Source organism: Streptomyces venezuelae (genome assembly GCF_008642315.1).
Lineage (GTDB): Bacteria > Actinomycetota > Actinomycetes > Streptomycetales > Streptomycetaceae > Streptomyces > Streptomyces venezuelae_D.
The window spans coordinates 4,135,201-4,157,408 of sequence record NZ_CP029192.1 but is presented as its reverse complement, the minus strand read 5'-3'; the positions used below and the strand labels follow the sequence as shown (position 1 = coordinate 4,157,408).

At 71.0% G+C, this 22,208-nt stretch carries 17 protein-coding genes and 1 tRNA gene; 16 read left to right on the top strand and 2 right to left on the bottom strand.

Annotated elements, in window-relative coordinates:
* Positions 1-14: 14 nt before the first annotated feature.
* The 4 genes from DEJ48_RS17810 to DEJ48_RS17795 all read left to right on the top strand — a co-directional run bounded on the left by DEJ48_RS17810 (position 15) and on the right by DEJ48_RS17795 (position 1,795).
* The gene (locus tag DEJ48_RS17810) at positions 15-755 is read left to right on the top strand and encodes a type II secretion system F family protein (RefSeq protein WP_150221241.1); all 741 of its coding nucleotides are present in this window, start codon (positions 15-17) and stop codon (positions 753-755) included.
* A 128-nt stretch (positions 756-883) separates the two neighbouring features.
* Positions 884-1,021, top strand: a complete 138-nt coding sequence (locus DEJ48_RS17805; protein WP_411757464.1) for a DUF4244 domain-containing protein — start codon at positions 884-886, stop codon at positions 1,019-1,021.
* The gene (locus DEJ48_RS17800; protein ID WP_150217147.1) at positions 1,008-1,424 is read left to right on the top strand and encodes a TadE family type IV pilus minor pilin; all 417 of its coding nucleotides are present in this window, start codon (positions 1,008-1,010) and stop codon (positions 1,422-1,424) included. Before DEJ48_RS17805 ends, DEJ48_RS17800 begins: the two co-directional genes overlap by 14 nt.
* Positions 1,421-1,795, top strand: coding sequence for an Rv3654c family TadE-like protein (locus tag DEJ48_RS17795; protein WP_150217146.1), 375 nt, complete (start codon positions 1,421-1,423; stop codon positions 1,793-1,795). Before DEJ48_RS17800 ends, DEJ48_RS17795 begins: the two co-directional genes overlap by 4 nt.
* An 89-nt stretch (positions 1,796-1,884) precedes the next feature.
* Here the strand turns inward: DEJ48_RS17795 and DEJ48_RS17790 are convergent, their stop codons facing one another.
* Entirely contained in the window at positions 1,885-4,347 is a 2,463-nt protein-coding gene (locus DEJ48_RS17790; RefSeq protein ID WP_150217145.1) for a DEAD/DEAH box helicase, read from the bottom strand.
* An 80-nt stretch (positions 4,348-4,427) separates the two neighbouring features.
* Between DEJ48_RS17790 and bldG the strand changes: the two genes are divergently transcribed.
* The 11 genes from bldG to DEJ48_RS17735 all read left to right on the top strand — a co-directional run bounded on the left by bldG (position 4,428) and on the right by DEJ48_RS17735 (position 20,632).
* The gene (gene bldG / locus DEJ48_RS17785) at positions 4,428-4,769 is read left to right on the top strand and encodes an anti-sigma factor antagonist BldG (protein WP_003975386.1); all 342 of its coding nucleotides are present in this window, start codon (positions 4,428-4,430) and stop codon (positions 4,767-4,769) included.
* Between the two features lie 118 nt (positions 4,770-4,887).
* Positions 4,888-5,328: an ATP-binding protein gene (locus DEJ48_RS17780; protein WP_150170413.1), complete on the top strand. Its 441-nt coding sequence runs from the start codon at positions 4,888-4,890 to the stop codon at positions 5,326-5,328.
* A gap of 298 nt (positions 5,329-5,626) precedes the next feature.
* Positions 5,627-8,029, top strand: a complete 2,403-nt coding sequence (locus tag DEJ48_RS17775; protein WP_150217144.1) for a sodium-translocating pyrophosphatase — start codon at positions 5,627-5,629, stop codon at positions 8,027-8,029.
* 238 nt (positions 8,030-8,267) lie between these two features.
* Positions 8,268-8,852: a small secreted protein gene (locus tag DEJ48_RS17770; protein WP_190537462.1), complete on the top strand. Its 585-nt coding sequence runs from the start codon at positions 8,268-8,270 to the stop codon at positions 8,850-8,852.
* Between the two features lie 101 nt (positions 8,853-8,953).
* Positions 8,954-10,468 (top strand): methyltransferase, encoded by a 1,515-nt coding sequence (locus tag DEJ48_RS17765; protein WP_150217142.1) that lies wholly within the window; start codon positions 8,954-8,956, stop codon positions 10,466-10,468.
* Positions 10,469-10,609: 141 nt separating this feature from the next.
* Positions 10,610-10,807: a hypothetical protein gene (locus DEJ48_RS17760; RefSeq protein ID WP_150217141.1), complete on the top strand. Its 198-nt coding sequence runs from the start codon at positions 10,610-10,612 to the stop codon at positions 10,805-10,807.
* A 374-nt stretch (positions 10,808-11,181) separates the two neighbouring features.
* Positions 11,182-14,007 carry a type I DNA topoisomerase gene (gene topA, locus DEJ48_RS17755; RefSeq protein WP_150217140.1) on the top strand — a complete coding sequence of 942 codons (2,826 nt, stop codon included), beginning with the start codon at positions 11,182-11,184 and terminating at the stop codon, positions 14,005-14,007.
* A gap of 144 nt (positions 14,008-14,151) precedes the next feature.
* Positions 14,152-17,355, top strand: coding sequence for a dTMP kinase (tmk, locus tag DEJ48_RS17750; RefSeq protein WP_150217139.1), 3,204 nt, complete (start codon positions 14,152-14,154; stop codon positions 17,353-17,355).
* Positions 17,356-17,536: 181 nt separating this feature from the next.
* Positions 17,537-18,742 carry a DNA polymerase III subunit delta' gene (locus tag DEJ48_RS17745; protein WP_150217138.1) on the top strand — a complete coding sequence of 402 codons (1,206 nt, stop codon included), beginning with the start codon at positions 17,537-17,539 and terminating at the stop codon, positions 18,740-18,742.
* 121 nt (positions 18,743-18,863) lie between these two features.
* The gene (locus DEJ48_RS17740) at positions 18,864-20,474 is read left to right on the top strand and encodes an alpha/beta hydrolase (RefSeq protein WP_150217137.1); all 1,611 of its coding nucleotides are present in this window, start codon (positions 18,864-18,866) and stop codon (positions 20,472-20,474) included.
* 84 nt (positions 20,475-20,558) lie between these two features.
* A tRNA-Thr gene (locus DEJ48_RS17735) sits at positions 20,559-20,632 on the top strand.
* Between the two features lie 22 nt (positions 20,633-20,654).
* Here the strand turns inward: DEJ48_RS17735 and DEJ48_RS17730 are convergent.
* Positions 20,655-21,578: a LysR family transcriptional regulator gene (locus DEJ48_RS17730; protein ID WP_150217136.1), complete on the bottom strand. Its 924-nt coding sequence runs from the start codon at positions 21,576-21,578 to the stop codon at positions 20,655-20,657.
* A 195-nt stretch (positions 21,579-21,773) separates the two neighbouring features.
* On the opposite strand from DEJ48_RS17730, the gene DEJ48_RS17725 reads away from it, so the two are divergent.
* On the top strand, positions 21,774-22,151 hold the full coding sequence (locus DEJ48_RS17725; protein WP_150217135.1) for a YybH family protein: 378 nt from the start codon (positions 21,774-21,776) through the stop codon (positions 22,149-22,151).
* The last annotated feature ends 57 nt before the right edge of the window (positions 22,152-22,208 follow it).

The following is a 22,208-nucleotide window of genomic DNA, read 5'->3' as shown; positions in this document are numbered from 1 at the left end:
GGGTAGCGGCAGCGATGCTCTGGCTGACGCTGACGGCGCTGGCCGCGCGAAGGGAGAGGGCGCAGCGAAGGCGAGCGGAAAGAACGTTGCCCGCGGCGCGGCCACCGGAGCCCGGGGACCAGAAGCCACCACGCCCGAACCGTTGGGCGCGGCACCGCCTTTGGCTGACGACGGCCGGGATGTCGAGCGTGGCCTATGTGCTGCTGGATGGCGTGCCGGGAATGCTGGCCGCGCCCGCAGTCGGCTACCTGGCTTGGCGCCACGCACGGCAGCAACACGCGTCCTTTTCGGCCCGGTCTGACGACACACAAAAGACGGCCCGCCAACTACCGCTGGCAGCAGACCTCCTGGCGGCTTGCATCGCATCAGGAGCAAGCCCGCTCACGGCGGCTCACGCGGTGGGCGAGTCCTTGCAGGGACCGATCGGCGTACGACTGTCCCGAGGTGCGGCCGAGGTACGCCTGGGCGGCGAACCCACGCACGCATGGCGCCACTTGAGTGCGATACCGGGCGCCGCACCGCTGGCCCGCCTTCTGGAGCGCGCGGGCGACTCCGGTGCCCCGACGGCGGATCCGGTGGCCCGCCTGGCCGCGGACGCCAGGGCGGACCGCGCCAGAACCGCGACGGCCGGGGCACGCAAGGCGGCGGTCCTGATGACGGCCCCGGTCGGCCTGTGCTTCCTGCCGGCGTTCGTGGCGGTCGGAGTGCTGCCGGTGGTGATCGGCCTGGCGGAGGGCCTGTTGAGCGCGGGCTAGGACCGAACACGAAGAAGAACCGAGACGAAATGACGGAGGCTGCAATGCGGGGACGGATGATGCGAAAGCTGCGCGCTCTGAGGCGGCGGGCCCGGAGGTCGCCGGAGCCACTCGGCTCGGATGCGGGGATGGTGACGTCCGAGTACGCCATGGGCTTGATCGCGGCGGTGGGGTTCGCCGGCTTGCTTTACAAGGTGGTGACGAGCGGGCAGGTCAGGGCGGCGCTGCAGGGGCTGGTGGAGAGGGCTCTCGATGTCCCGTTCTGAGGTCGAGCGGCATCGGGGCCACACCCGGCTCCGGGCGCGCTTCCGTGGCCTCTCGGACCGGGGTTACGTGACGGCGGAGGCGGCCGTGGTCCTGCCGACGCTGGTGCTCTTCACGATGGCGCTGATCTGGACATTGCTGGCGGCCTCGGCTCAGATCCAGTGCGTGGACGCCGCCAGGGCCGGGGCGCGGGCGGCGGCCCGACAGGACCCCGATGACGTGGCCTTGGCTGCGGCACGGCAGGCGGCGCCGCGCGGGGCGAACGTGTCCGTGCGGCGTGAGGCCGACCTCGTGCGGGTCGAGGTGGTGGCGGACGCGCCGGGTCCCGAGGTGCTGGGCCTGGGCCTGCGTCTGCGGTCCGAAGCGGTGGCGTTGGCCGAGGAGAGCGTGGGGGTGGCCGTATGAGTGTCGCTAGGTGGCGGGATGCGGGGCGCGATCGTGGGGCCGCCACGGTGTGGGTGGTCGTGGTGATGGCCGTGCTCGGCGTGATCTGCGGGGCGGTCCTCGCCATGACTCAGGTCGTCGTGGCCCGGCACCGGGCGGGCGGCGCGGCGGACCTGGCGGCGCTCGCGGCGGCGGACCGGTGGTCGGCCGGTTCCGATGCGGCTTGCGCGGGGGCGGGACGGGTGGCGGGGGCGCAGGGTGTGCGGGTGGTTCGGTGCGTGGTTCGGGGCGAGACCTCGGAGGTCTCGGTCTCCTCGTCGGCGGGCCCCTTCACGGTGACGGCCCGCTCCCGGGCGGGCCCAGCACCCCGTGACGGGCCACCCTCCGGCTAAGAGCTGCCCTCCACCGCCCCGCACCCGCACCCAGGCCCCTAGGGCCTGTGTCGGAAGTCCCGCCTGCCCCGCCACGCCCGGCACAGGCCCTAGGCGCCCCCGTCAGCCCCCGCGTCGCGCAGCAGTACCGAGAGCAGGCGTACCGCACCCCGCTTGTGCAGTGGGTCGTTGCCGTTGCCGCACTTGGGGGACTGGATGCAGGAAGGGCAGCCCGCCTCGCATTCGCAGGAGGCGATGGCCTCGCGGGTGGCCGTGAGCCATTCGCGGGCCGTGTGGAAGGCGCGCTCGGCGAAGCCCGCCCCGCCGGGGTGGCCGTCGTAGACGAAGACCGTGGGAAGGAGCGTGTCCGGGTGCAGCGGGACGGAGACGCCACCGATGTCCCATCGGTCACACGTGGCGAAGAGCGGAAGCATGCCGATGGACGCGTGTTCCGCGGCGTGCAGCGCGCCGCCGAGGATCTCGGGATTGATGCGTGCGGCGTCGAGTTGGTCCTCGGTCACCGTCCACCACACCGCGCGCGTCCGCAGCGTGCGGGGAGGGAGGTCCAGCTTGGTCTCGCCGAGGACCTCGCCGGTGATGACGCGTCGACGCAGGAAGGAGACGACTTGGTTGGTGACTTCGACGGAGCCGTAGCAGAGGCGCCCCGCACCCCAGGGGATCTCCGTGTCCGTTTCCAGGATGGAGATCGCCGTCGTGTCGCGGGCGGTCGTGGAGTAGGGCGGCGCGGCCTCCTCGACGAGGGCGACGGAGTCCTCCAGGTCGAGGTGGCGCACGAGATACGTACGCCCTTGGTGGAGATGGACCGCGCCCTCGTGCACGCTCGTGTGCGCGGCGGACGCGTCGACCGTGCCGAGCAGCCGCCCCGTGCCCTCTTCGACGATCTGGACGGGCTTCCCGCCCTCGCCGCGGATGTCGGTGAGGTCGGCGGCCCGCTCCCGGCGGGTCCAGTGCCAGGCCCTGGTCCGGCGCCGGAGGAGCTTCGCGGCCTCCAACTGCGGGAGGAGTTCCTCGGTGGTGGGGCCGAAGAGGGCGAAGTCCTCCTCGACCAGCGGGAGTTCGGAGGCGGCCGCGCAGAGGTGAGGCGCGAGTACGTACGGGTTGTCGGGGTCGAGGACCGTGCATTCGACGGGCTGCTGGAACAGCGCTTCGGGGTGGTGGACGAGATACGTGTCCAGCGGATCGTCCCGGGCGACGAGGACGGCGAGCGCGCCCTGCGCCGACCGTCCCGCCCGCCCGGCCTGCTGCCAGAGCGAGGCCCGCGTGCCCGGGTATCCGGCGATGACGACCGCGTCCAGCCCCGAGACGTCGACGCCGAGTTCGAGGGCGGTGGTGGCGGCGAGCCCGAGGAGCTCACCGGAGTGCAGGGCGCGCTCCAGGGCGCGGCGCTCCTCGGGGAGGTAGCCACCGCGATAGGCCGCGACACGCCGGGGCAGGGAGCGGTCGACCTCGGCGAGGCGTTCCTGGGCGATCACGGAGACGAGTTCGGCGCCGCGCCGGGAGCGTACGAAGGCGACCGATCGGACTCCCTGGACGGTGAGGTCGGTGAGGAGGTCGGCGGTCTCGGCGGTGGCGGTGCGGCGGACGGGGGCGCCCTTCTCGCCGTGGAGCTCGGTGAGAGGGGGTTCCCAGAGGGCGAAGACGAGGTCGCCGCGGGGTGAGGCGTCGTCGGCGACCTCCTTCACGGGAAGGCCGGTGAGGCGCTCCGCGGACGCCGAGGGGTCGGCGCAGGTGGCGGAGGCGAGGAGGAAGACGGGCTCGGAGCCGTAGCGGGCGCAGAGGCGGCGCAGGCGGCGCAGGACCTGGGCGACGTGGGAGCCGAAGACGCCGCGATAGGTGTGGCACTCGTCGATGACGACGTAGCGCAGGGAGCGCAGGAAGGAGGACCAGCGCGGGTGGGAGGGGAGTATCCCGCGGTGCAGCATGTCGGGGTTGGTCAGGACGTAATTGGCGTACTGCCGGACCCATTCGCGTTCCTCGAAGGGGGTGTCGCCGTCGTAGACGGCGGGGCGTACCGCGTTGCCGAGAGGGGCTGCCAGGGCGCGGACGGCGCGGCGCTGGTCGGCGGCGAGGGCCTTCGTGGGGGCGAGGTACAGGGCGGTGGTGCCGCGCCCGTTCGGCGCCTCCGAGCCGTCCAGGAGGGCGGAGAGGACGGGGGTGAGGTAGGCCAGGGATTTGCCGGATGCGGTGCCGGTGGCGACGACGACGGATTCCCCGTCCAGGGCGTGCTCGGCGGCGAGCGCCTGGTGCGCCCAGGGGTGCTCGATGCCGGCGGCCTGGACGGCGGATATGACCTCGGACCGGATGCGGTCGGGCCAGACTGCATACCGGGCCTCACGTGGGGGCAGGTGCTCCGTATGAGTGACGCGCGATGCACGGCTCGGCCCCGCGGTGAGCCGGTCAAGAACGGTCCGCGGGGACGTGCGTGCCGGGGCGCCCGCAGAGGGTCCTCCGGGAGGAGAAATTTTGGCCATCGGCATCGAGTGTGTCACTGGCGGGATGGACAATGGTCCGAAGGCGTCGTGCACGCCTGCCGGTAAGTGATTGAATGCCATCGCGGCTGGCGATCCGTCCTGGGGGCTCTGCCGAGGTGTCCCGAGGGATGACCGCTCGATAGCAAGGTGCTGGAGGATCCGTGGACCTGTCCCTGTCGACCCGTACCGTCGGCGATCGTACGGTCGTCGAGGTCGGTGGCGAAATCGATGTATATACCGCGCCCAAGCTGCGCGAGCAGTTGGTCGAGCTGGTGAACGACGGCAGTTTTCATCTGGTCGTCGACATGGAGGGCGTGGACTTCCTCGACTCCACCGGGCTCGGCGTGCTGGTCGGCGGCCTGAAGCGCGTGCGTGCCCATGAGGGCTCGCTGCGCCTGGTCTGCAACCAGGAGCGCATTCTCAAGATTTTCCGTATCACCGGCCTGACCAAGGTGTTCCCCATCCACACCTCGGTCGAGGAAGCGGTCGCGGCCACCGACTGAGTGGCCTTCGACCGAGCGCCGGACCTCCCGGGCCCCTGGGCCCGGGAAGGCAGTACAGCAGGGGACCGGGCCTGCGGCCCGGCCCCCTGACAGCACGTGCGTATGTCGAGGGGGATGCATGGCCACCGTTGAGCTCCGCTTCAGCGCCCTGCCCGAGCACGTCAGGACCGCCCGTCTGGTGGCGGCCGCGGTGGCGCGCAGGGCCGGGGTGGACGAGGCCGTTCTCGACGAGGTCAGGCTCGCCGTCGGCGAAGCCTGCACGCGCGCCGTCGGGCTGCATCAGAGCAGCGGAGTGACGGCGCCGGTGCGGGTCGCGCTGATCGAGGACGAGAAGCAGTTCTCCATCGAGGTCGGCGACGAGGCTCCCCGTGCGGCACCCGGTGACCGGGTGCCCGGCGGGCGTCTCGACGACGGCGAAGAGGCGGATGCCGAGGGCGAGGACGAGATGGGCCTCGCGGTCATCAGCGGCCTCGTGGACGACGTGGAGGTCACGGCCGGCGAGGCCGGTGGCCTGATCCGCATGAGCTGGCCGACGACGCCGGCGCCACTCGTGCCCTGACCTCACCCCGTCGTACCGTTCCGGCCCACCCCCGCTCTGCCTTCAAGGCCTGGTCACCACCACGGTGAACTGGACCTTTTGTTTTTCCGATCATTTGCGGCCCTAGATCGACGATCTTTCGCCGGTCAACTGTCAACGGTTTTGAGGCATTACCGCTTTCGGGGCCAATCCGGACGCGCGATCATTTGCTCAGAAGCAATCTCAGGTCAATTCCGTTTGTGGCGCTCTGTTTTGATCAGGTTCCGCTCCCTACAATCCGTCCACATCTTGAGCTCAGCCCAAGCGTCAAGGAGGACGAATGGCGGGGCTTTCTACCCCTCATCAGTTTGACCATCCCACAACCTTCGCAGCCGCAGTCCTGACAGACGACAACCGTCTCATCGTGATGGTGATCGCCGCCGTCGCGCTGGCGGCGCTCGTCGTCGCGGGTGTGCTCGTACGACAAGTACTCGCGGCGGGCGAGGGCACCGACAGCATGAAGAAGATCGCGGCGGCGGTCCAGGAAGGCGCGAATGCCTATCTGGGTCGACAGCTGCGCACTCTCGGCGTATTCGCCGTCGTGGTGTTCTTCCTGCTCATGCTGCTGCCCGCGGACGACTGGAATCAGCGCGCCGGACGATCGATCTTCTTCTTGGTCGGAGCGGCGTTCTCGGCGACCACCGGTTATATCGGTATGTGGCTCGCCGTACGCAGCAATGTGCGCGTGGCGGCCGCCGCCCGAGAGGCCACTCCGGCAGAGGGTGAACCCGAAAAGGATCTCACCGCTGTCTCGCACAAGGCCATGAAGATCGCTTTCCGCACGGGCGGCGTAGTCGGCATGTTCACGGTGGGGCTCGGTCTTCTGGGCGCCTCCTGTGTGGTGCTCGTCTACGCGGCCGACGCGCCGAAGGTGCTCGAAGGTTTCGGCCTCGGTGCCGCGTTGATCGCGATGTTCATGCGTGTCGGCGGCGGCATCTTCACCAAGGCCGCCGACGTCGGCGCCGACCTGGTCGGCAAGGTCGAGCAGGGCATTCCGGAGGACGATCCGCGCAATGCCGCGACCATCGCCGACAACGTGGGCGACAACGTCGGCGACTGCGCCGGTATGGCCGCCGACCTCTTCGAGTCGTACGCCGTGACGCTCGTCGCGGCGCTGATCCTCGGCAAGGTGGCGTTCGGCGACTCCGGGCTCGCCTTCCCCCTGCTCGTCCCGGCCATCGGCGTCGTGACGGCGATGATCGGCATCTTCGCGGTGGCGCCCCGGCGCTCCGACCGCAGCGGGATGAGCGCCATCAACCGCGGCTTCTTCATCTCCGCGGTCATCTCGCTCGTACTCGTGGCCGCGGCGGTCTTCATCTACCTGCCGTCCACGTACGCGGACCTGGACGGCGTCACGGACGCCGCGATCAAGGGCCACGGCGGCGATCCGCGGGTCCTCGCGCTCGTCGCCGTCGCCATCGGCATCGTGATGGCCGCGCTGATCCAGCAGCTCACCGGCTACTTCACCGAGACCACCCGGCGTCCCGTGAAGGACATCGGGAAGACCTCGCTCACCGGCCCGGCCACCGTCATTCTCGCCGGTATCTCGATCGGCCTGGAATCGGCCGTCTACACCGCGCTGCTGATCGGGCTCGGCGTGTACGGGGCGTTCCTGCTCGGCGGTACGTCGATCATGCTCGCCCTCTTCGCGGTCGCGCTCGCCGGTACGGGACTGCTGACCACGGTCGGCGTCATCGTCGCCATGGACACGTTCGGGCCCGTCTCCGACAACGCGCAGGGCATCGCCGAGATGTCCGGCGACGTCGAGGGCGCGGGCGCGCAGGTCCTCACCGACCTGGACGCCGTCGGCAACACCACCAAGGCCATCACCAAGGGCATCGCCATCGCGACCGCGGTCCTCGCGGCGTCGGCGCTCTTCGGCTCGTACCGCGACGCCATCGCGGAGGCGGCCAAGGACGTCGGCGAGAAACTCGGCGACGGCGCTCCGATGAACCTCGTGATGGACATCTCACAGCCCAACAACCTGGTGGGCCTGATCCTCGGCGCCGCGGTCGTCTTCCTCTTCTCGGGGCTCGCGATCAACGCGGTGTCGCGGTCGGCGGGCGCCGTGGTCTACGAGGTGCGGCGGCAGTTCCGTGAGAAGCCCGGGATCATGGACTACACCGAGCAGCCCGAGTACGGGCGCGTCGTCGACATCTGCACCAAGGACGCGTTGCGCGAGCTGGCCACACCGGGTCTGCTCGCCGTGCTCACGCCGATCGCGGTCGGCTTCTCGCTCGGCGTCGGCGCGCTCGGCTCGTTCCTCGCCGGCGCGATCGGCACGGGCACGCTCATGGCGGTCTTCCTCGCCAACTCCGGGGGCGCCTGGGACAACGCCAAGAAGCTCGTCGAGGACGGGCACCACGGCGGCAAGGGCAGCGAGGCGCATGCCGCGACCGTCATCGGCGACACGGTCGGCGACCCGTTCAAGGACACCGCGGGTCCCGCGATCAACCCCCTGCTGAAGGTGATGAACCTGGTGGCGCTGCTCATCGCGCCCGCGGTCGTCAAGTTCAGCTACGGGGACGACGCGAGCGTCGGAATGCGGGTGCTGATCGCGGCGCTCTCCATCGCGGTCATCATCGGCGCGGTCTACGTCTCCAAGCGGCGCGGCATCGCCGTCGGGGACGAGGGCAACTCCGAGCGGGTGGCCAAGCCGGCCGACCCGGCGGTGGTCTCGTAGGGACGCGGTCCCGTAACCCGACTCGGTGACGTTGAGTCGGGCTCTGCCCAACACGCGGGCGGACGGCGCTTTTTGATGCGCCGTCCGCCCGCAGTGCGTCCACGGCAGGATCCGTGAGCCTTCTCTCGCGCCCCGTTCCCGTACGCCGCTTGGTGCAAATGGCTGCAATAGGGGAGGTACCGAGCCCCCGGCATGCGGATGCCGCCCAGTTGGCGTGTAAGTTCCGGGGCCGAGAGCCATGGAAGGGACCAATCCGGTGAACAAGAAGCTTGCAGCCGCACTGTCCGGCGGTGCGGTACTGGTACTCGCTTTGTCAGGGTGCAGCGACGACGGCAACAAGAAGCTGGACGACTGGGCCAAGAAGGTCTGTGACTCGGTGCAGCCGCAGTCGAAGAAGATCGCGGACGCCAACGCCGCGATCCAGAAGGAGACCTCTGACAACAGCTCGCCGGGCGACGTCCAGAAGACCGACTCCAAGGCGTTCAAGGACATGTCCGACGCCTACAAGTCGATGGGCGACGCAGTGAAGAAGGCGGGCGCGCCCCCGGTCGACGACGGCAAGAAGAAGACGGACGACGCCGTCAAGGAGCTCAACGCCATCTCCAAGTCGTACGGCGACCTGAAGAAGCAGGTCGACGGCTTGGACACCAAGAACCAGGCGGACTTCGCCGACGGCCTCAAGGACGTCGCGGGCGAGCTGGACAAGCTCAGCAAGAGCGGCAACGAGGCCCTGGAGAAGCTGCAGGAGGGCGAGGTCGGCAAGGCGATGGGCAAGCAGGACAGCTGCAAGAGCGCGTCCGCCACGCCCTCCGGCAAGAGCTGACCCTTCCGGCCGTACGTTCCGTACGCTCCCCGATTTCCGATGCCCTCGGCGCCCGGGCGGTGCCGAGGGCATCGGCGCGCCCGGCGGGCCACAATGGAGGGGTGAGTAACGCCTCCCTTCCCCTGCCCTCGTCCGAACGCGCCGATGTCGCCGCCGCCCTGCGCGACGCGCTGCTCGCCGCCGACTTCACCGCCGACGGGCTGCTCGACCTGCTCGGGGCCCCGGCCTACACCGCGCTGGCCCGCAGCGAGACCGTGCCCGCGCTGCGGGCCACGCGCGGGGACGGGGCGCTCCCGGCGCTCGTACGGCTCTTCCTGCTCCAGGAATCGGTGCCCCACGCGCGCGTGGCCGACGTTCTCCCCGTCGACGTACTCCTGGAGAGCGACTGGCTGGCAGAGCGGGACGGCGAGCTGTGGGCGACGGTGGACGTGCGGCCGTACGGCGGGCCGAGCGGCGAGGACTGGTTCATCGTCTCCGACCTCGGGTGCGCGGTCGGCGGTGCCGGCGGCATCGGCAAGCACGAGGAGGGCGTCGTCCTCGGCGTGGGCGGCGCCTCCACCACGCTGGCCGGCGTCACGGTGCGCCTGCCCGTCGCGAGCGCCCTCGACCTCGGCACCGGCTCCGGCATCCAGGCCCTGCACGCCGCCCAGCACGCCACGCGCGTGACCGCGACCGACCTCAACCCGCGGGCGCTGCGCTTCACGCGGCTCACCCTGGCGCTGTCCGGCGCCCCGGAGGCGGACCTGCGGGAGGGCTCCCTCTTCGAGCCGGTGGCGGACGAGACGTACGACCTGATCGTCTCCAACCCGCCCTTCGTCATCTCGCCGGGTGCACGGCTCACGTACCGGGACGGCGGCATGGGCGGGGACGATCTGTGCCGCTCGCTCGTTCAGGAGGCGGGGGAGCATTTGAACGAAGGGGGGTACGCGCACTTCCTGGCCAACTGGCAGCACGTGGAGGGCGAGGAGTGGCAGGACCGGCTGCGGTCCTGGGTGCCGCGCGACTGCGACGCCTGGATCGTGCAGCGCGAGGTGCAGGACATCACGCAGTACGCCGAGCTGTGGCTGCGCGACGCGGGGGACCATCGCACGGACTCCGCGGAGTACGCCGCGCGGTACGACGCGTGGCTGGACGAGTTCGAGGCGCGGGGCACGCGCGCCGTCGGGTTCGGCTGGATCACGCTCAGGAAGACGGCCGTCGCCGAGCCGTCCGTCACCGTCGAGGAGTGGCCGCACCCCGTCGAGCAGCCGCTCGGCGAGACGGTGCGCGAGTTCTTCGAACGGCAGGACTACCTGCGCGCCCACGACGACGCCGCGTTGCTCACCGCGCACTTCAAGCTGGCCGACGAGGTCGTGCAGGAGCAGGTCGGACTGCCGGGCGCCGAGGACCCGGAGCACGTCGTGCTGCGCCAGAACCGCGGCATGCGCAGGGCCACCAAGGTCGACACGGTGGGAGCCGGGTTCGCGGGCGTCTGCGACGGCTCGCTGAGCGCCGGGCGGATTCTGGACGCCATCGCGCAACTGGTCGGCGAGGACCCGGTGTTGCTGCGGGACCGTACGCCCGCGCAGATCAGGCTGCTCGTGCAGCAGGGCTTCCTGCTGCCCGCGTCGGAGTAGGGGCCGACGGGGGCCGGCCGGGGGCGGGGCATGGGCTGATCAGGCCAACATCCCCGCTCGCCGTTCACCCCGATTTCGTCCTCCCGATTCCCGTGCGTGTCAGCCTCCCCGCAGGGGAACTCGGCACGGGGAGGCAGGACCATGGAGAGCGGGCCAGCGATCTTCGCCGGAACGGTGTTCGCACTGTTCGGCGCCGGACTGCTGATGTGGACGGGTGTGCGTGCCGCGCACCGGGCCCCCGTCGCCCAGGGTGTGAACCCCGTCGCATCGGTGACGCTCGCGACGCTCGCGGGAGCGGCCGCCCTGCTCCTCGGAGTGTGGTGCTTCACGAGGCTGTGAAGCGGAGGCAAAGCGGCAGGAGAACGGCCGCGACACCACTCCGGTGCAGCACGCTTCCCAGTGATCACACAGGCCTCGCGCGGACTCCGGCCGTCCGAGGCGCTGGAACAGCGGGTCGCCACTCCGGGCGGCAGGAATGGCGGTAGTCGGGTTACCGTTCGAGTGGCCGTTGCGGGCTTTTCCCGTTTGACACGGGGGCGGGATGTACCGTCACACTCCGCAGCGACAGCGCAACGCAAGCCATGCGGGCACTGTCACCGCACTGCCACGAGCATTGCCACCGCGCAATGTGACTGAGCGGTGCGACGCGGCAGTGCGACCGAGCACTGCTGCCGCGCACTGCCACCGAGCGTCGACCGGAGAGAAGAGCGAAGTTGTCCCCGACCAGCGAGACCGCACAGGGCGGCCGCCGACTCGTCATCGTCGAGTCGCCTGCCAAGGCGAAGACGATCAAGAGCTACCTCGGCCCCGGCTACGTAGTCGAGGCCAGCGTCGGGCACATCCGCGACCTCCCCAACGGCGCCGCGGAGGTGCCCGAGAAGTACACCGGTGAGGTGCGCCGCCTCGGCGTGGACGTCGAACACGACTTCCAGCCCATCTATGTCGTCAACTCCGACAAGAAGGCGCAGGTCAAGAAGCTCAAGGACCTCCTCAAGGAGTCCGACGAACTCTTCCTCGCCACCGATGAGGACCGCGAGGGCGAAGCCATCGCGTGGCACCTCCTCGAGGTCCTGAAGCCCAAGGTCCCCGTCCACCGCATGGTGTTCCACGAGATCACCAAGGACGCGATCCGCAGCGCCGTCGCCAACCCGCGCGAGCTCAACAAGCGCATGGTCGACGCCCAGGAGACCCGCCGCATCCTCGACCGCCTCTACGGCTACGAGGTGTCGCCGGTCCTGTGGAAGAAGGTCATGCCGCGTCTGTCGGCAGGACGCGTGCAGTCCGTGGCCACCCGTCTCGTCGTCGAGCGCGAACGCGAGCGCATCGCCTTCCGCTCCGCCGAGTACTGGGACCTGACCGGCACCTTCGGCACCGGCCGCGCCGGTGACGCCTCCGACCCGTCGCAGCTCGTCGCCCGCCTCACCACGGTCGACGGCAAGCGCATCGCGCAGGGCCGCGACTTCAACTCCGTCGGGCAGCTCAAGTCCGACACCCTGCACCTGGACGAGGCGAACGCCCGCGCGCTGGCCGCCGCCCTCCAGGACACCGCTTTCTCCGTGCGGTCGGTCGAGTCCAAGCCGTACCGCCGCTCGCCGTACGCCCCGTTCCGTACGACGACGATGCAGCAGGAGGCCTCGCGCAAGCTGGGCTTCGGCGCGAAGGCCACCATGCAGGTGGCCCAGAAGCTGTACGAGAACGGCTTCATCACGTACATGCGTACGGACTCCACGACCCTGTCGGACACGGCGGTCGCCGCCGCGCGCTCGCAGGTCACGCAGCTCTACGGCAGCGACTACCTGCCGGACAAGCCCCGCACGTACGCCGGGAAGGTCAAGAACGCCCAGGAGGCGCACGAGGCGATCCGACCTTCGGGTGATCGTTTCCGCACGCCCGCCGAGACGGGTCTGACGGGCGACCAGTTCCGGCTCTACGAGCTCATCTGGAAGCGGACCGTCGCCTCCCAGATGAAGGACGCGACGGGCAACTCCGTCACGGTCAAGATCGGCGGCCGCGCCTCCGACGGCCGCGACGCCGAGTTCAGCGCGTCCGGCAAGACCATCACCTTCCACGGCTTCCTCAAGGCGTACGTCGAGGGCGCCGACGACCCGAACGCCGAGCTGGACGACCGCGAGCGCAGGCTCCCGCAGGTCAACGAGGGCGACGCGCTCTCCGCCGACGAGATCTCGGTCGACGGCCACGCCACCAAGCCCCCGGCCCGCTACACCGAGGCCTCGCTGGTCAAGGAGCTCGAAGAGCGCGAGATCGGCCGCCCGTCGACGTACGCGTCGATCCTCGGCACGATCCTCGACCGCGGATACGTCTTCAAGAAGGGGACGGCCCTCGTGCCCTCCTTCCTGTCGTTCGCCGTGGTCAACCTGCTCGAGAAGCACTTCGGCCGCCTCGTCGACTACGACTTCACCGCCAAGATGGAGGACGACCTCGACCGCATCGCGCGGGGCGAGGCGCAGGCCGTGCCGTGGCTGCGGCGCTTCTACTTCGGCGAGGGCGAGGGATCCGGCGGCGCAGCGGAGGCGGGCAACGGCGACGGCGACCACCTCGGCGGCCTCAAGGAGCTCGTCACCGACCTCGGCGCGATCGACGCCCGCGAGGTGTCCTCCTTCCCCGTCGGCAACGACATCGTGCTGCGCGTCGGGCGCTACGGCCCCTACATCGAGCGCGGCGAGCGCGACTCCGAGAACCACCAGCGCGCGGACGTCCCCGACGACCTGGCGCCCGACGAGCTGACCGTCGAGTACGCGGAGGAGCTGCTCGCCAAGCCGAGCGGCGACTTCGAGCTCGGCGCCGACCCGGAGACCGGCCGTCAGATCATCGCCAAGGACGGGCGCTACGGCCCGTACGTCACCGAGGTGCTCCCCGAGGGCACCCCGAAGACCGGCAAGAACGCGGTCAAGCCGCGCACGGCCTCCCTCTTCAAGACCATGTCGCTCGACACGGTCACTCTGGAGGACGCCCTCAAGCTGATGTCCCTCCCGCGCGTGGTGGGTGCCGACGCGGAAGGCGTCGAGATCACCGCGCAGAACGGGCGGTACGGGCCGTACCTGAAGAAGGGCACCGACTCGCGCTCCATCGACACCGAGGAGCAGCTCTTCACCATCACGCTGGAAGAGGCCCTGGAGATCTACTCCAAGCCGAAGCAGCGTGGCCGCGCCGCCGCGAAGCCGCCGCTCAAGGAGCTCGGCGAGGACCCGGTCAGCGGAAAGCCGGTCGTCGTCAAGGACGGCCGCTTCGGGGCGTACGTCACGGACGGCGAGACGAACGCGACGCTGCGGGCGGCCGACTCCGTCGAGGACATCACCCCCGAGCGGGGCTACGAGCTCCTCGCGGAGAAGCGGGCTAAGGGCCCCGCCAAGAAGACCGCGAAGAAGGCGGCCAAGAAGGCACCTGCCAAGAAGGCGCCCGCCAAGAAGACCGCTGCCAAGAAAACGGCGGCCAAGAAGACCACGGCCGCGAAGACCACGGCAAAGAAGACTGCCGCCAAGAAGACGGCCGCTTCGAAGGCTGCCGCTTCGGAGGAGTGACTCCGCGCCGGAGGAGTGACGCCGCTTCGTAGGAATGACGCCCGGCGGCGTACGACACCTCGCAAAACGGGTGCCACCCGGACCTGACGGTCGTTTGTTCGGGTGGCTCCGCGGGGAGTCGGTCCGTCCAGATAGGCTGGACGGATGACGCGTGCCGAGCAGCCAACGGCCGGAAACCCGGCCCCCGACGACGCCCTGGTCGCAGATTCCCGAGAGCGTGCCGTCCGCGCCTTGCTGCGCGTACCGCAGCTGAAGAGGTTGTGGAGCGCCCATCTCGTCGGCAGTGTCGGCGACGCGCTCGCGCTCCTCGTTCTGGTGATCCTCGCGCTCCAGTCGGCCATCGCCGAAGCCGCCTTCGGAGGTGGCTATCGGGGCGTCGCCCTCGCCGTGACCGCCGTCTTCGGAGCACGCGTTCTCGCGACGCTGCTCTTCGGAGCGGTGCTTCTGGGCCCGCTGACCTCGCTCACCTCTCCGGGCGGCCCGCTCGACCGCCGCTGGACCATGATCGGCGCCGACGGAGTGCGTGCCGCGCTCCTCGTCGTCGCGCCCCTGTGGATCGACTGGACCCCGGACAACGCCCTCGCGATGATCCTGGTGACGTCCTTCGTGGTCGCCGTCGCCGAGCGCTTCTGGACCGTCGCCAAGGAGAGCGCGGCGCCCGCGCTGCTGCCCGCGCCGCCCCTGGAGGGCGCGACGGTGCGGCCGCTGCCGGACCACATGGACGCGCTGCGGCGCCTGTCCCTGCGTACGGGATTCCTCGCGCTGCCCCTCGCGGCCGCGACCCTCGTCGCCATCACCCTCATCGGCAACCTGCTCGGCGCGGGCCTCGACTGGTTCGAGCTGCACCAGGCCGGACTCGCCTCGTTCGTCGCGGCCGGGCTCTTCGCCGCCTCCCTGTCGATCCTGTACTTCCTCGAACTTCCCCGTACGCAGACGCCCCGCGCACGCAGCCCGCTGGAGGGCCTGCGCAGGCCGCGCACCGGCACCGGCACCGACAAGGGCCGCACCGGCGCCATCCCGCTGTTCGTCGCGGCCTGCGCCGCCGTCGCGGGGGCCGTCGCGGCCGCCGTCGCCGTCGCCGTGCTGCACGCCAAGGACCTGGGCGGCGGACCCGTCACGTACGGCCTGATCGTCCTCGCCCTGACCGGCGGCACCGCCGTCGGCATCCGCACGGCGCCGTCCCTGCTGCCCACGCTCTCGCGCCGCAGGCTGCTCGCGCTCGCCATCGCCCTGACCGGCATCGCGCTGCTCGTCGCCGGCCTCGTGCCCGACGTGACGACCGTGCTGCTGCTCCTGGCCCTCGCCGGGGTCTGCGCGGGCGTCGCCGCGAACATCGGCCACGCGCTCCTCGACCAGGAGGTCGAGGACTACCGCAGGGCCCGTACGACGGAACACCTCCACGCGGTCGTACGCCTCACGCTCGCGCTCGGCGCGCTCCTCGCCCCGGTCGTGGCCGCCGTCATCGGCCCGCACCGCATGGTCAACGGCAAGTTCGTCTTCGACCACGGCGGCGCCGCGTTCACGCTCATGCTCGTCGGCGCCCTGCTCCTGCCCGTGGCCGCACTGGTCCTGGCCAAGGCCGACGACCGACAGGGCGTACCGCTCCGGCACGACCTGCTCGACGCGCTGCGCGGCGGCGACGACCCGGTGCAGGCACCCTGCGCCACCGGCTTCTTCATCGCCCTGGAGGGCGGCGACGGCGCCGGGAAGTCCACGCAGGCCGAGGCGCTCGCGGAGTGGATCCGCGCCAAGGGACACGAGGTCGTCGTCACGCGCGAGCCCGGCGCGACGCCCGTCGGCAAGCGGCTGCGCTCGATCCTCCTCGACGTGTCGTCGGCCGGTCTGTCGCACCGCGCCGAAGCACTCCTGTACGCCGCCGACCGCGCGGAGCACGTCGACACGGTCGTACGCCCCGCCCTGGAGCGCGGCGCCATCGTCATCTCCGACCGCTACATCGACTCGTCCGTCGCCTACCAGGGCGCCGGCCGTGACCTGTCACCGACCGAGGTCGCCCGCATCAACCGCTGGGCGACCGGCGGTCTCGTGCCGAACCTGACGTGCCTGCTCGACGTCGCGCCGGAGACGGCCCGCGAGCGGTTCACGGAGGCACCCGACCGGCTGGAGTCCGAGCCCGCCGAGTTCCACGCGCGCGTGCGCTCCGGATTCCTGACGCTCGCCGCCGCCGCCCCCGGGCGGTACCTGATCGTCGACGCCTCCCAGGAACCGGAGGCGGTCACGACCGTGATCCGGCACCGGCTCGACCTCGTTCTGCCGCTCTCCGAAGCCGAGGTGAAGGCACAGGAGGAGGCCCGCAAGGCCGCCGAGGAGGAAGCCAGGCGCAAGGCCGAGGAAGAGGCCGCGCGCAAGGCCGAGGAGGAGCGTCTGGAGCGCGAGCGCCAGGAGCAGCTCGCCAAGCTCCGTGCCGAGGAGGAGGAGCGCAAGCGGCGCGAGCTGGAGGAGGCCCAGCGCCGCGAGGCCGAGCGGCAGGCCGAGGAGGCCAGGAAGCGTGCCGAGGAGGCGCGGCGCAAGGCCGAGGAGGAGAAGGCCAGGCTCCTCGCAGAGGAGAAGGTGCGCGCCGCCGAGGAGGCGCGGCGCAAGCGCGAGGCCGAGGAAGAGGCGCGGCTGCGCGCAGAGGCGGAGGAACGGCGCCTCGAGAAGCAGCGCAAGGCCGAGGAGGCGCTGCTGCGGGCGGAGGAGGCGCGGCGGCTCGCGGCGGCTTCCGCGGCCGCGGCTACGGCTGCGGCGGCTCCGGAGCGGAAGGCTGCGGCGGCGGCTCCCGCGAAGAAGGCGCAGGCTCCTGCGAAGAAGGCTCCGGCCACTGAGCAGAAGGCTCCGGCCTCTGAGCAGAGGGCGTCGGCGGAACCGTCCGCGCCATCCGCGCCGTCCGTGCCCGACAACGAGACCACCGTGCCGACGCCCGTGGTGAAGCCCGAGCCGCCGGTCGGTGCCGCCGACGAGACGGCCGTGCTGCCTGCGGTCGGTGCCGACGGGCCGAGTGCGGAGGACACCGCGGTGCTGCCGCAGGTGTCCGAGCCCGCGGGTGCGGCGGACGAGACGGCCGTGCTGCCTGCCGTGGGCCAGGACAAGGTGCCGCCGGGGTACTTCCGCGACGAGCGGCCCGCCGCCGAGCCCGCGTCCTCGCTCGACGGCGCCAACGACCGGACCCGTGAGCTGCCGCAGGTCGACGAGCAGGGCGTGCCCCGGCGCGCGGCCTCCGACTGGGCCGAGGAGACGCCGCTCGACGACCTGCCGTCGCTCGCGGACGAACTGCTTGGTTCGCACGACGACCAGGACGAGGACGACCGTGACGGTGGTCGGCGGGGACGGCGCGGTCGTCGCGACCGCTGAGCGCCGAGGCCGTTGAACACGGCGGCCGGGCCGGATTGTCAGAGGCGTCCCGCACAATGGGCAGTCCGGCGGATCGGTCCGGCGGATCGGCCAGGCAGACCGGTCCGGCAGATCGGTCCGATCGGTCGGTCCGGTCGATCGGTCAGAACAGCGGCAGAGCGCAGCGTAAGGCGGTGACCCCATGAGCGTGTGGGACGACCTGGTGGGGCAGGAGCGGGTGAGCGAGCAGCTGGGCGCTGCCGCCCGGGACGCCGACGCGCTGGTGACCGCGGCGGCGACGGACACGCCGCCTCCGGAGTCGTCGAAGATGACGCACGCCTGGCTGTTCACGGGCCCGCCCGGTTCCGGGCGTGCCACCGCCGCGCGTGCCTTCGCCGCCGCCCTGCAGTGCACCAGCCCGGACCGCGCGCTCGGCGGCGCGCCCGGCTGCGGATTCTGCGACGGCTGCCACACCAGCCTGATCGGCACCCACGCCGACGTGGAAGTGGTCCGCACGGACATGCTCTCCATCGGCGTGAAGGAGACCCGTGAACTCGTCCGGCGCGCACAGCTGTCGCCCGCCGTCGGACGGTGGCAGGTCATCGTCATGGAGGACGCCGACCGGCTCACCGAAGGCGCGGGAAACGTCCTCCTGAAGGCCGTCGAAGAGCCCGCACCCCGCACGGTGTGGCTGCTGTGCGCGCCCTCCCTGGAGGACGTGCTGCCGACCATTCGTTCGCGCTGCCGGCACCTGACGCTGCGTACGCCTCCCGTGGACGCGGTCGCCGACGTGCTCGTCCGCAGGGACGGCATCGAGCCCGACGTGGCGTCGGCCGCGGCGCGCGCCACTCAGGGGCACATCGACCGGGCCCGACGCCTTGCGACCGACCCACGCGCGCGTGAGCGCAGGAACGCCGTCCTGAAGCTGCCGCTGCGGGTGGAGGAGATCGGCGGCTGTCTCAAGGCCGCGCAGGAGCTGATCGACACGGCGACCGAGGACGCGAAGCAGGTCGCCGAGGAGGTCGACACCAAGGAGACCGAGGAGCTGAAGGCGGCGCTGGGCGCGGCGCAGGGCGGCCGTATGCCGCGTGGCACGGCCGGTGCGATGAAGGAGCTGGAGGACAAGCAGAAGCGGCGCAGGACGCGTACGCAGCGCGACAGCCTCGACCTCGCTCTCACCGATCTGACCGCGCTCTACAGAGACGTGCTGGCCCTGCAGCTCGGCTCGCAGGTGGCCATCGCCAACACCGAGGTCCAGGACATGCTGCAACGCCTGGCCCTGGCCGCCGCGCCCGAGGCCACGCTCCGCCGCATCGAGGCGATCAGCGCCTGCCGCACCGCCCTCGACCGCAATGTGGCGCCGCTGCTGGCGGTCGAGGCGATGACGGTGGCGCTGCGGGCGGGCTGAACGGCGGAACGGCTGAACGGCTGAACGGCCGCGTGCGGGCCAAGGGTTGGCGGAGACTGGCGTCTTCACCCGTACGAGCGCGTTGTGTGACCGTTCGCGCGCGGAGAGTTACTCTCGCGGGATGGACATCAGCAGTCGCGGTCGGAACGGTCGCAGCGGTCGCCCCCGTAACCGTCGCCTCAGCCGCAGCCGCAATCTCCCCCTCCGTACGGGGGGCATCCTGCTCGTGGCGGCGGGGCTGCTCATCTCCGGCTGCTCGAACGGCAGTTCACCGGCGGATGCCTCCCTGGCGTCGCTGTCCCGCTCGACACCGGCGGAACTCTCCCCGTACTACGGGCAGAAGCTGAGCTGGCGCGACTGCGGTGCGCCCGGGTTCCAGTGCGCGTCGATGAAGGTCCCGCTCGACTACGCGAAGCCCGCGGCGGGCGACATCCAGCTGGCGGTCTCCCGCAAGCAGGCCACGAAGAAGAAGGGCCGACTCGGCTCGCTCCTGGTCAATCCGGGCGGGCCCGGCGGCTCGGCGATCGGTTACCTCCAGTCGTACGCGGCCCTCGGCTACCCCGCGGAGGTCCGCGCCCGCTACGACATGGTGGCCGTCGACCCGCGCGGCGTGGCCCGCAGCGAGCCCGTGACCTGCCTCGAGGGCGAGCGCATGGACGCGTACACGCAGACCGACGTCACCCCGGACGACCGCCGCGAGACCGACGGCCTGCGCACCGCCTTCCAGTCGTTCGCGTCCGGCTGCAAGGAGCGGTCGGCCAAGGTGCTGCCGCACGTCTCCACGGTCGAGGCGGCCCGCGACATGGACGTCCTGAGGTCGGTCCTCGGCGACGGGAAGCTGTCGTACGTAGGCGCGTCGTACGGGACGTTCCTCGGTGCGACGTACGCCGAGCTGTACCCGGAGCGGGTGGGCCGGCTGGTCCTGGACGGCGCGATGGACCCGTCCCTGCCCGCGCGCCGCATGAACCGTGACCAGACCGCGGGCTTCGAGACGGCGTTCCGTTCCTTCGCGAAGGACTGCGCGTCGCGCGGCAAGGAGTGCCCGCTCGGCGCGGGGAGCCCCGAGGACGCGGGCAAGCGCCTCAAGGCGTTCTTCGGCGAGCTGGACCGGAAGCCGCTGCTCATCGGGGGGAGTGGCGGCCGGCGGCTCGGCGAGGCGCTGGCCACGACGGGCGTGATCGCGGCGATGTACGACGAGGCGGGCTGGCCCCAGCTGCGGGACGCGCTCACCTCGGCGATGAAGAACAAGGACGGCTCGGGCCTGCTCGCCCTCTCCGACGGCTACTACGAGCGGGACGGCGACGGAAAGTACGCGAACCTGATGTTCGCGAACGCGGCCGTGAACTGCCTGGACCTCCCGCCCGCCTTCGCTTCCCCCGCCGAGGTGCAGAAGGGCCTCCCCGCCTTCCGCGAAGCCTCCCCGGTCTTCGGCGAGGGCCTCGCGTGGTCCTCGCTGAACTGCGCGTACTGGCCGGTGCGGGCCACGGGCGAGGCCCACCGCATCGAGGCGAAGGGCGCGGCGCCGATCCTGGTGGCCGGCACGACCCGCGACCCGGCGACCCCCTACCGCTGGGCCAAGGCCCTGGCCTCCCAGCTCTCCTCCGGCCGCCTCCTCACCTACGAGGGCGACGGCCACACGGCGTACGGCCGCGGCAGCGAGTGCGTCGACTCGATGATCAACGCGTACCTCCTGAAGGGCACCGTCCCGAAGGAAGGGAAGCGCTGCTCATAGCCGTGCGAGGGGGGTGTGCGGAGCACCCTCAAAAACTGTGTAGACTTGGCCGCGTTGCTGATCGCACGATGGTGCGGACGGCGCGCCGCCTTAGCTCAGATGGCCAGAGCAACGCACTCGTAATGCGTAGGTCTCGGGTTCGAATCCCGAAGGCGGCTCATCTAGGACCCCAGGTCAGATTCATTCTGACCTGGGGTCTTCTGTGTTTCGGGCCGGGGTGGGGGTTGGGTGGGTGAAGGCTGTGTGGCAGTGGTGGAGGAGTTGGCGTAGGGCCGGGTTGTCCGTGGTGGGCCAGGTCAGGGAGAGGACCGGCTGCGTGTGGATGTCCGTGATCGTGCGGGTCGTCAGGTGGGGGCGGTGCTGGGCCACCATGGACTCGGAGAGGATCGCCACGCCCAGGCCGCGTATGGCCAGGTCCGCGATCGCGCTGGGGGCGGCGGCCTGGAACGCGATCTCGACGTGGACTCCCGCCGCCGCGCACGCGTCGTCGAAGACCTTCCGGATTCCGGTGCCCGTCGGGAGGCTCACCACCGAGTGCCGGGCCAGGTCCGCGAGGGTCACCTCCGGTGCGGAGCCGAGGGGGTGGTTCGTGGGGATCGCTGCGACCAGGGGCTCGCGGATGATCTCGTAGGCCTCCAGGCCCGGAGGTGGCGTGCCGGGGGTGCTGACCAGGGCCAGGTCGGCGGTGCCCGCGCGCAGTCGTTCCACGAGGCGGTCGGAGGTGTCCTCGAGCAGGGTGATCTCCACGCCGGGGTGATGGTGGTGGAAGGCGGACAGGGCGTCGAAGAGCGGGGTGACCGTGCACGCCGTCACCATGCCGACCACGAGCCTGCCGCGGATCAGGCCGTTCACCTCGTCCACCGCCTGCCGCACGGCGTCGACGGCGGCCAGGGCCGAGCGGGCGTGGCGCAGTGCGGCACGGCCGGCCGAGGTGAGTCCGGTGTTGCGGCCCGAGCGGTGGAACAAGGGAGCGCCGAGGTCGTGCTCCAACTGCCGGATCTGAGCGCTCACTCCGGACTGGCTGATGTGCACGCGCTCCGCGGCGCGAGTGAAGTTCTCCTCCTCGGCCACCGCTATGAAGTATTCGAGCTGCCTGAGTTCCATGACTTTGGATTCTAGGAATCGGCCTCGTGGGGGGTGGGGCTTCTGGGTGGCTTCTTTCGATCCGGGGCCCGGGGAGCCCGCGGGGCAACTAGAACTGGTGGTTCTGGTGGGCATGAACAAGGGGCGTTGGACTTGTTTCAGGCGCCTGGCCAAGCTGGTCGGAGCTGCTCAACGGCTCCGAACGAGAGGCTCCCTGTGTCTGTGTACGAGAAGGCCTACCAGCCGGAAGACATCACGCGTCTGCTCGTCGAGCGCGTCAACAAAGGTGACGCGGCCGGCGTCGCGGAGCTCTACGCCGATGACGCGGTCATCGCCTTTCCGCCCGGGCAGATCACCGAAGGGCGCGAGGCCATCCGTCGGCTGTGGGAGGTGCTGATGTCGAGCAACCCGAAGTTCGAGCCGGAGGAGCCCCTGCCGACTCTGATCAGCGGTGACATCGCGCTCACGGCCACGCCGCCGAAGGACGGCGCGGGTGCGCGCGCCCAGGTCGTGCGCCGCCAGCCCGACGGGTCGTGGCTGCGCGTCCTCGACCAGCCCGAGTTCGTCCAGCCCGAGTCCGTCCCGCAGTCCTAGTAGGCGGGAGCCCTGGCTCGGGATCCGGTGCGGAATCCGTGGTTATGGCCGCCACCG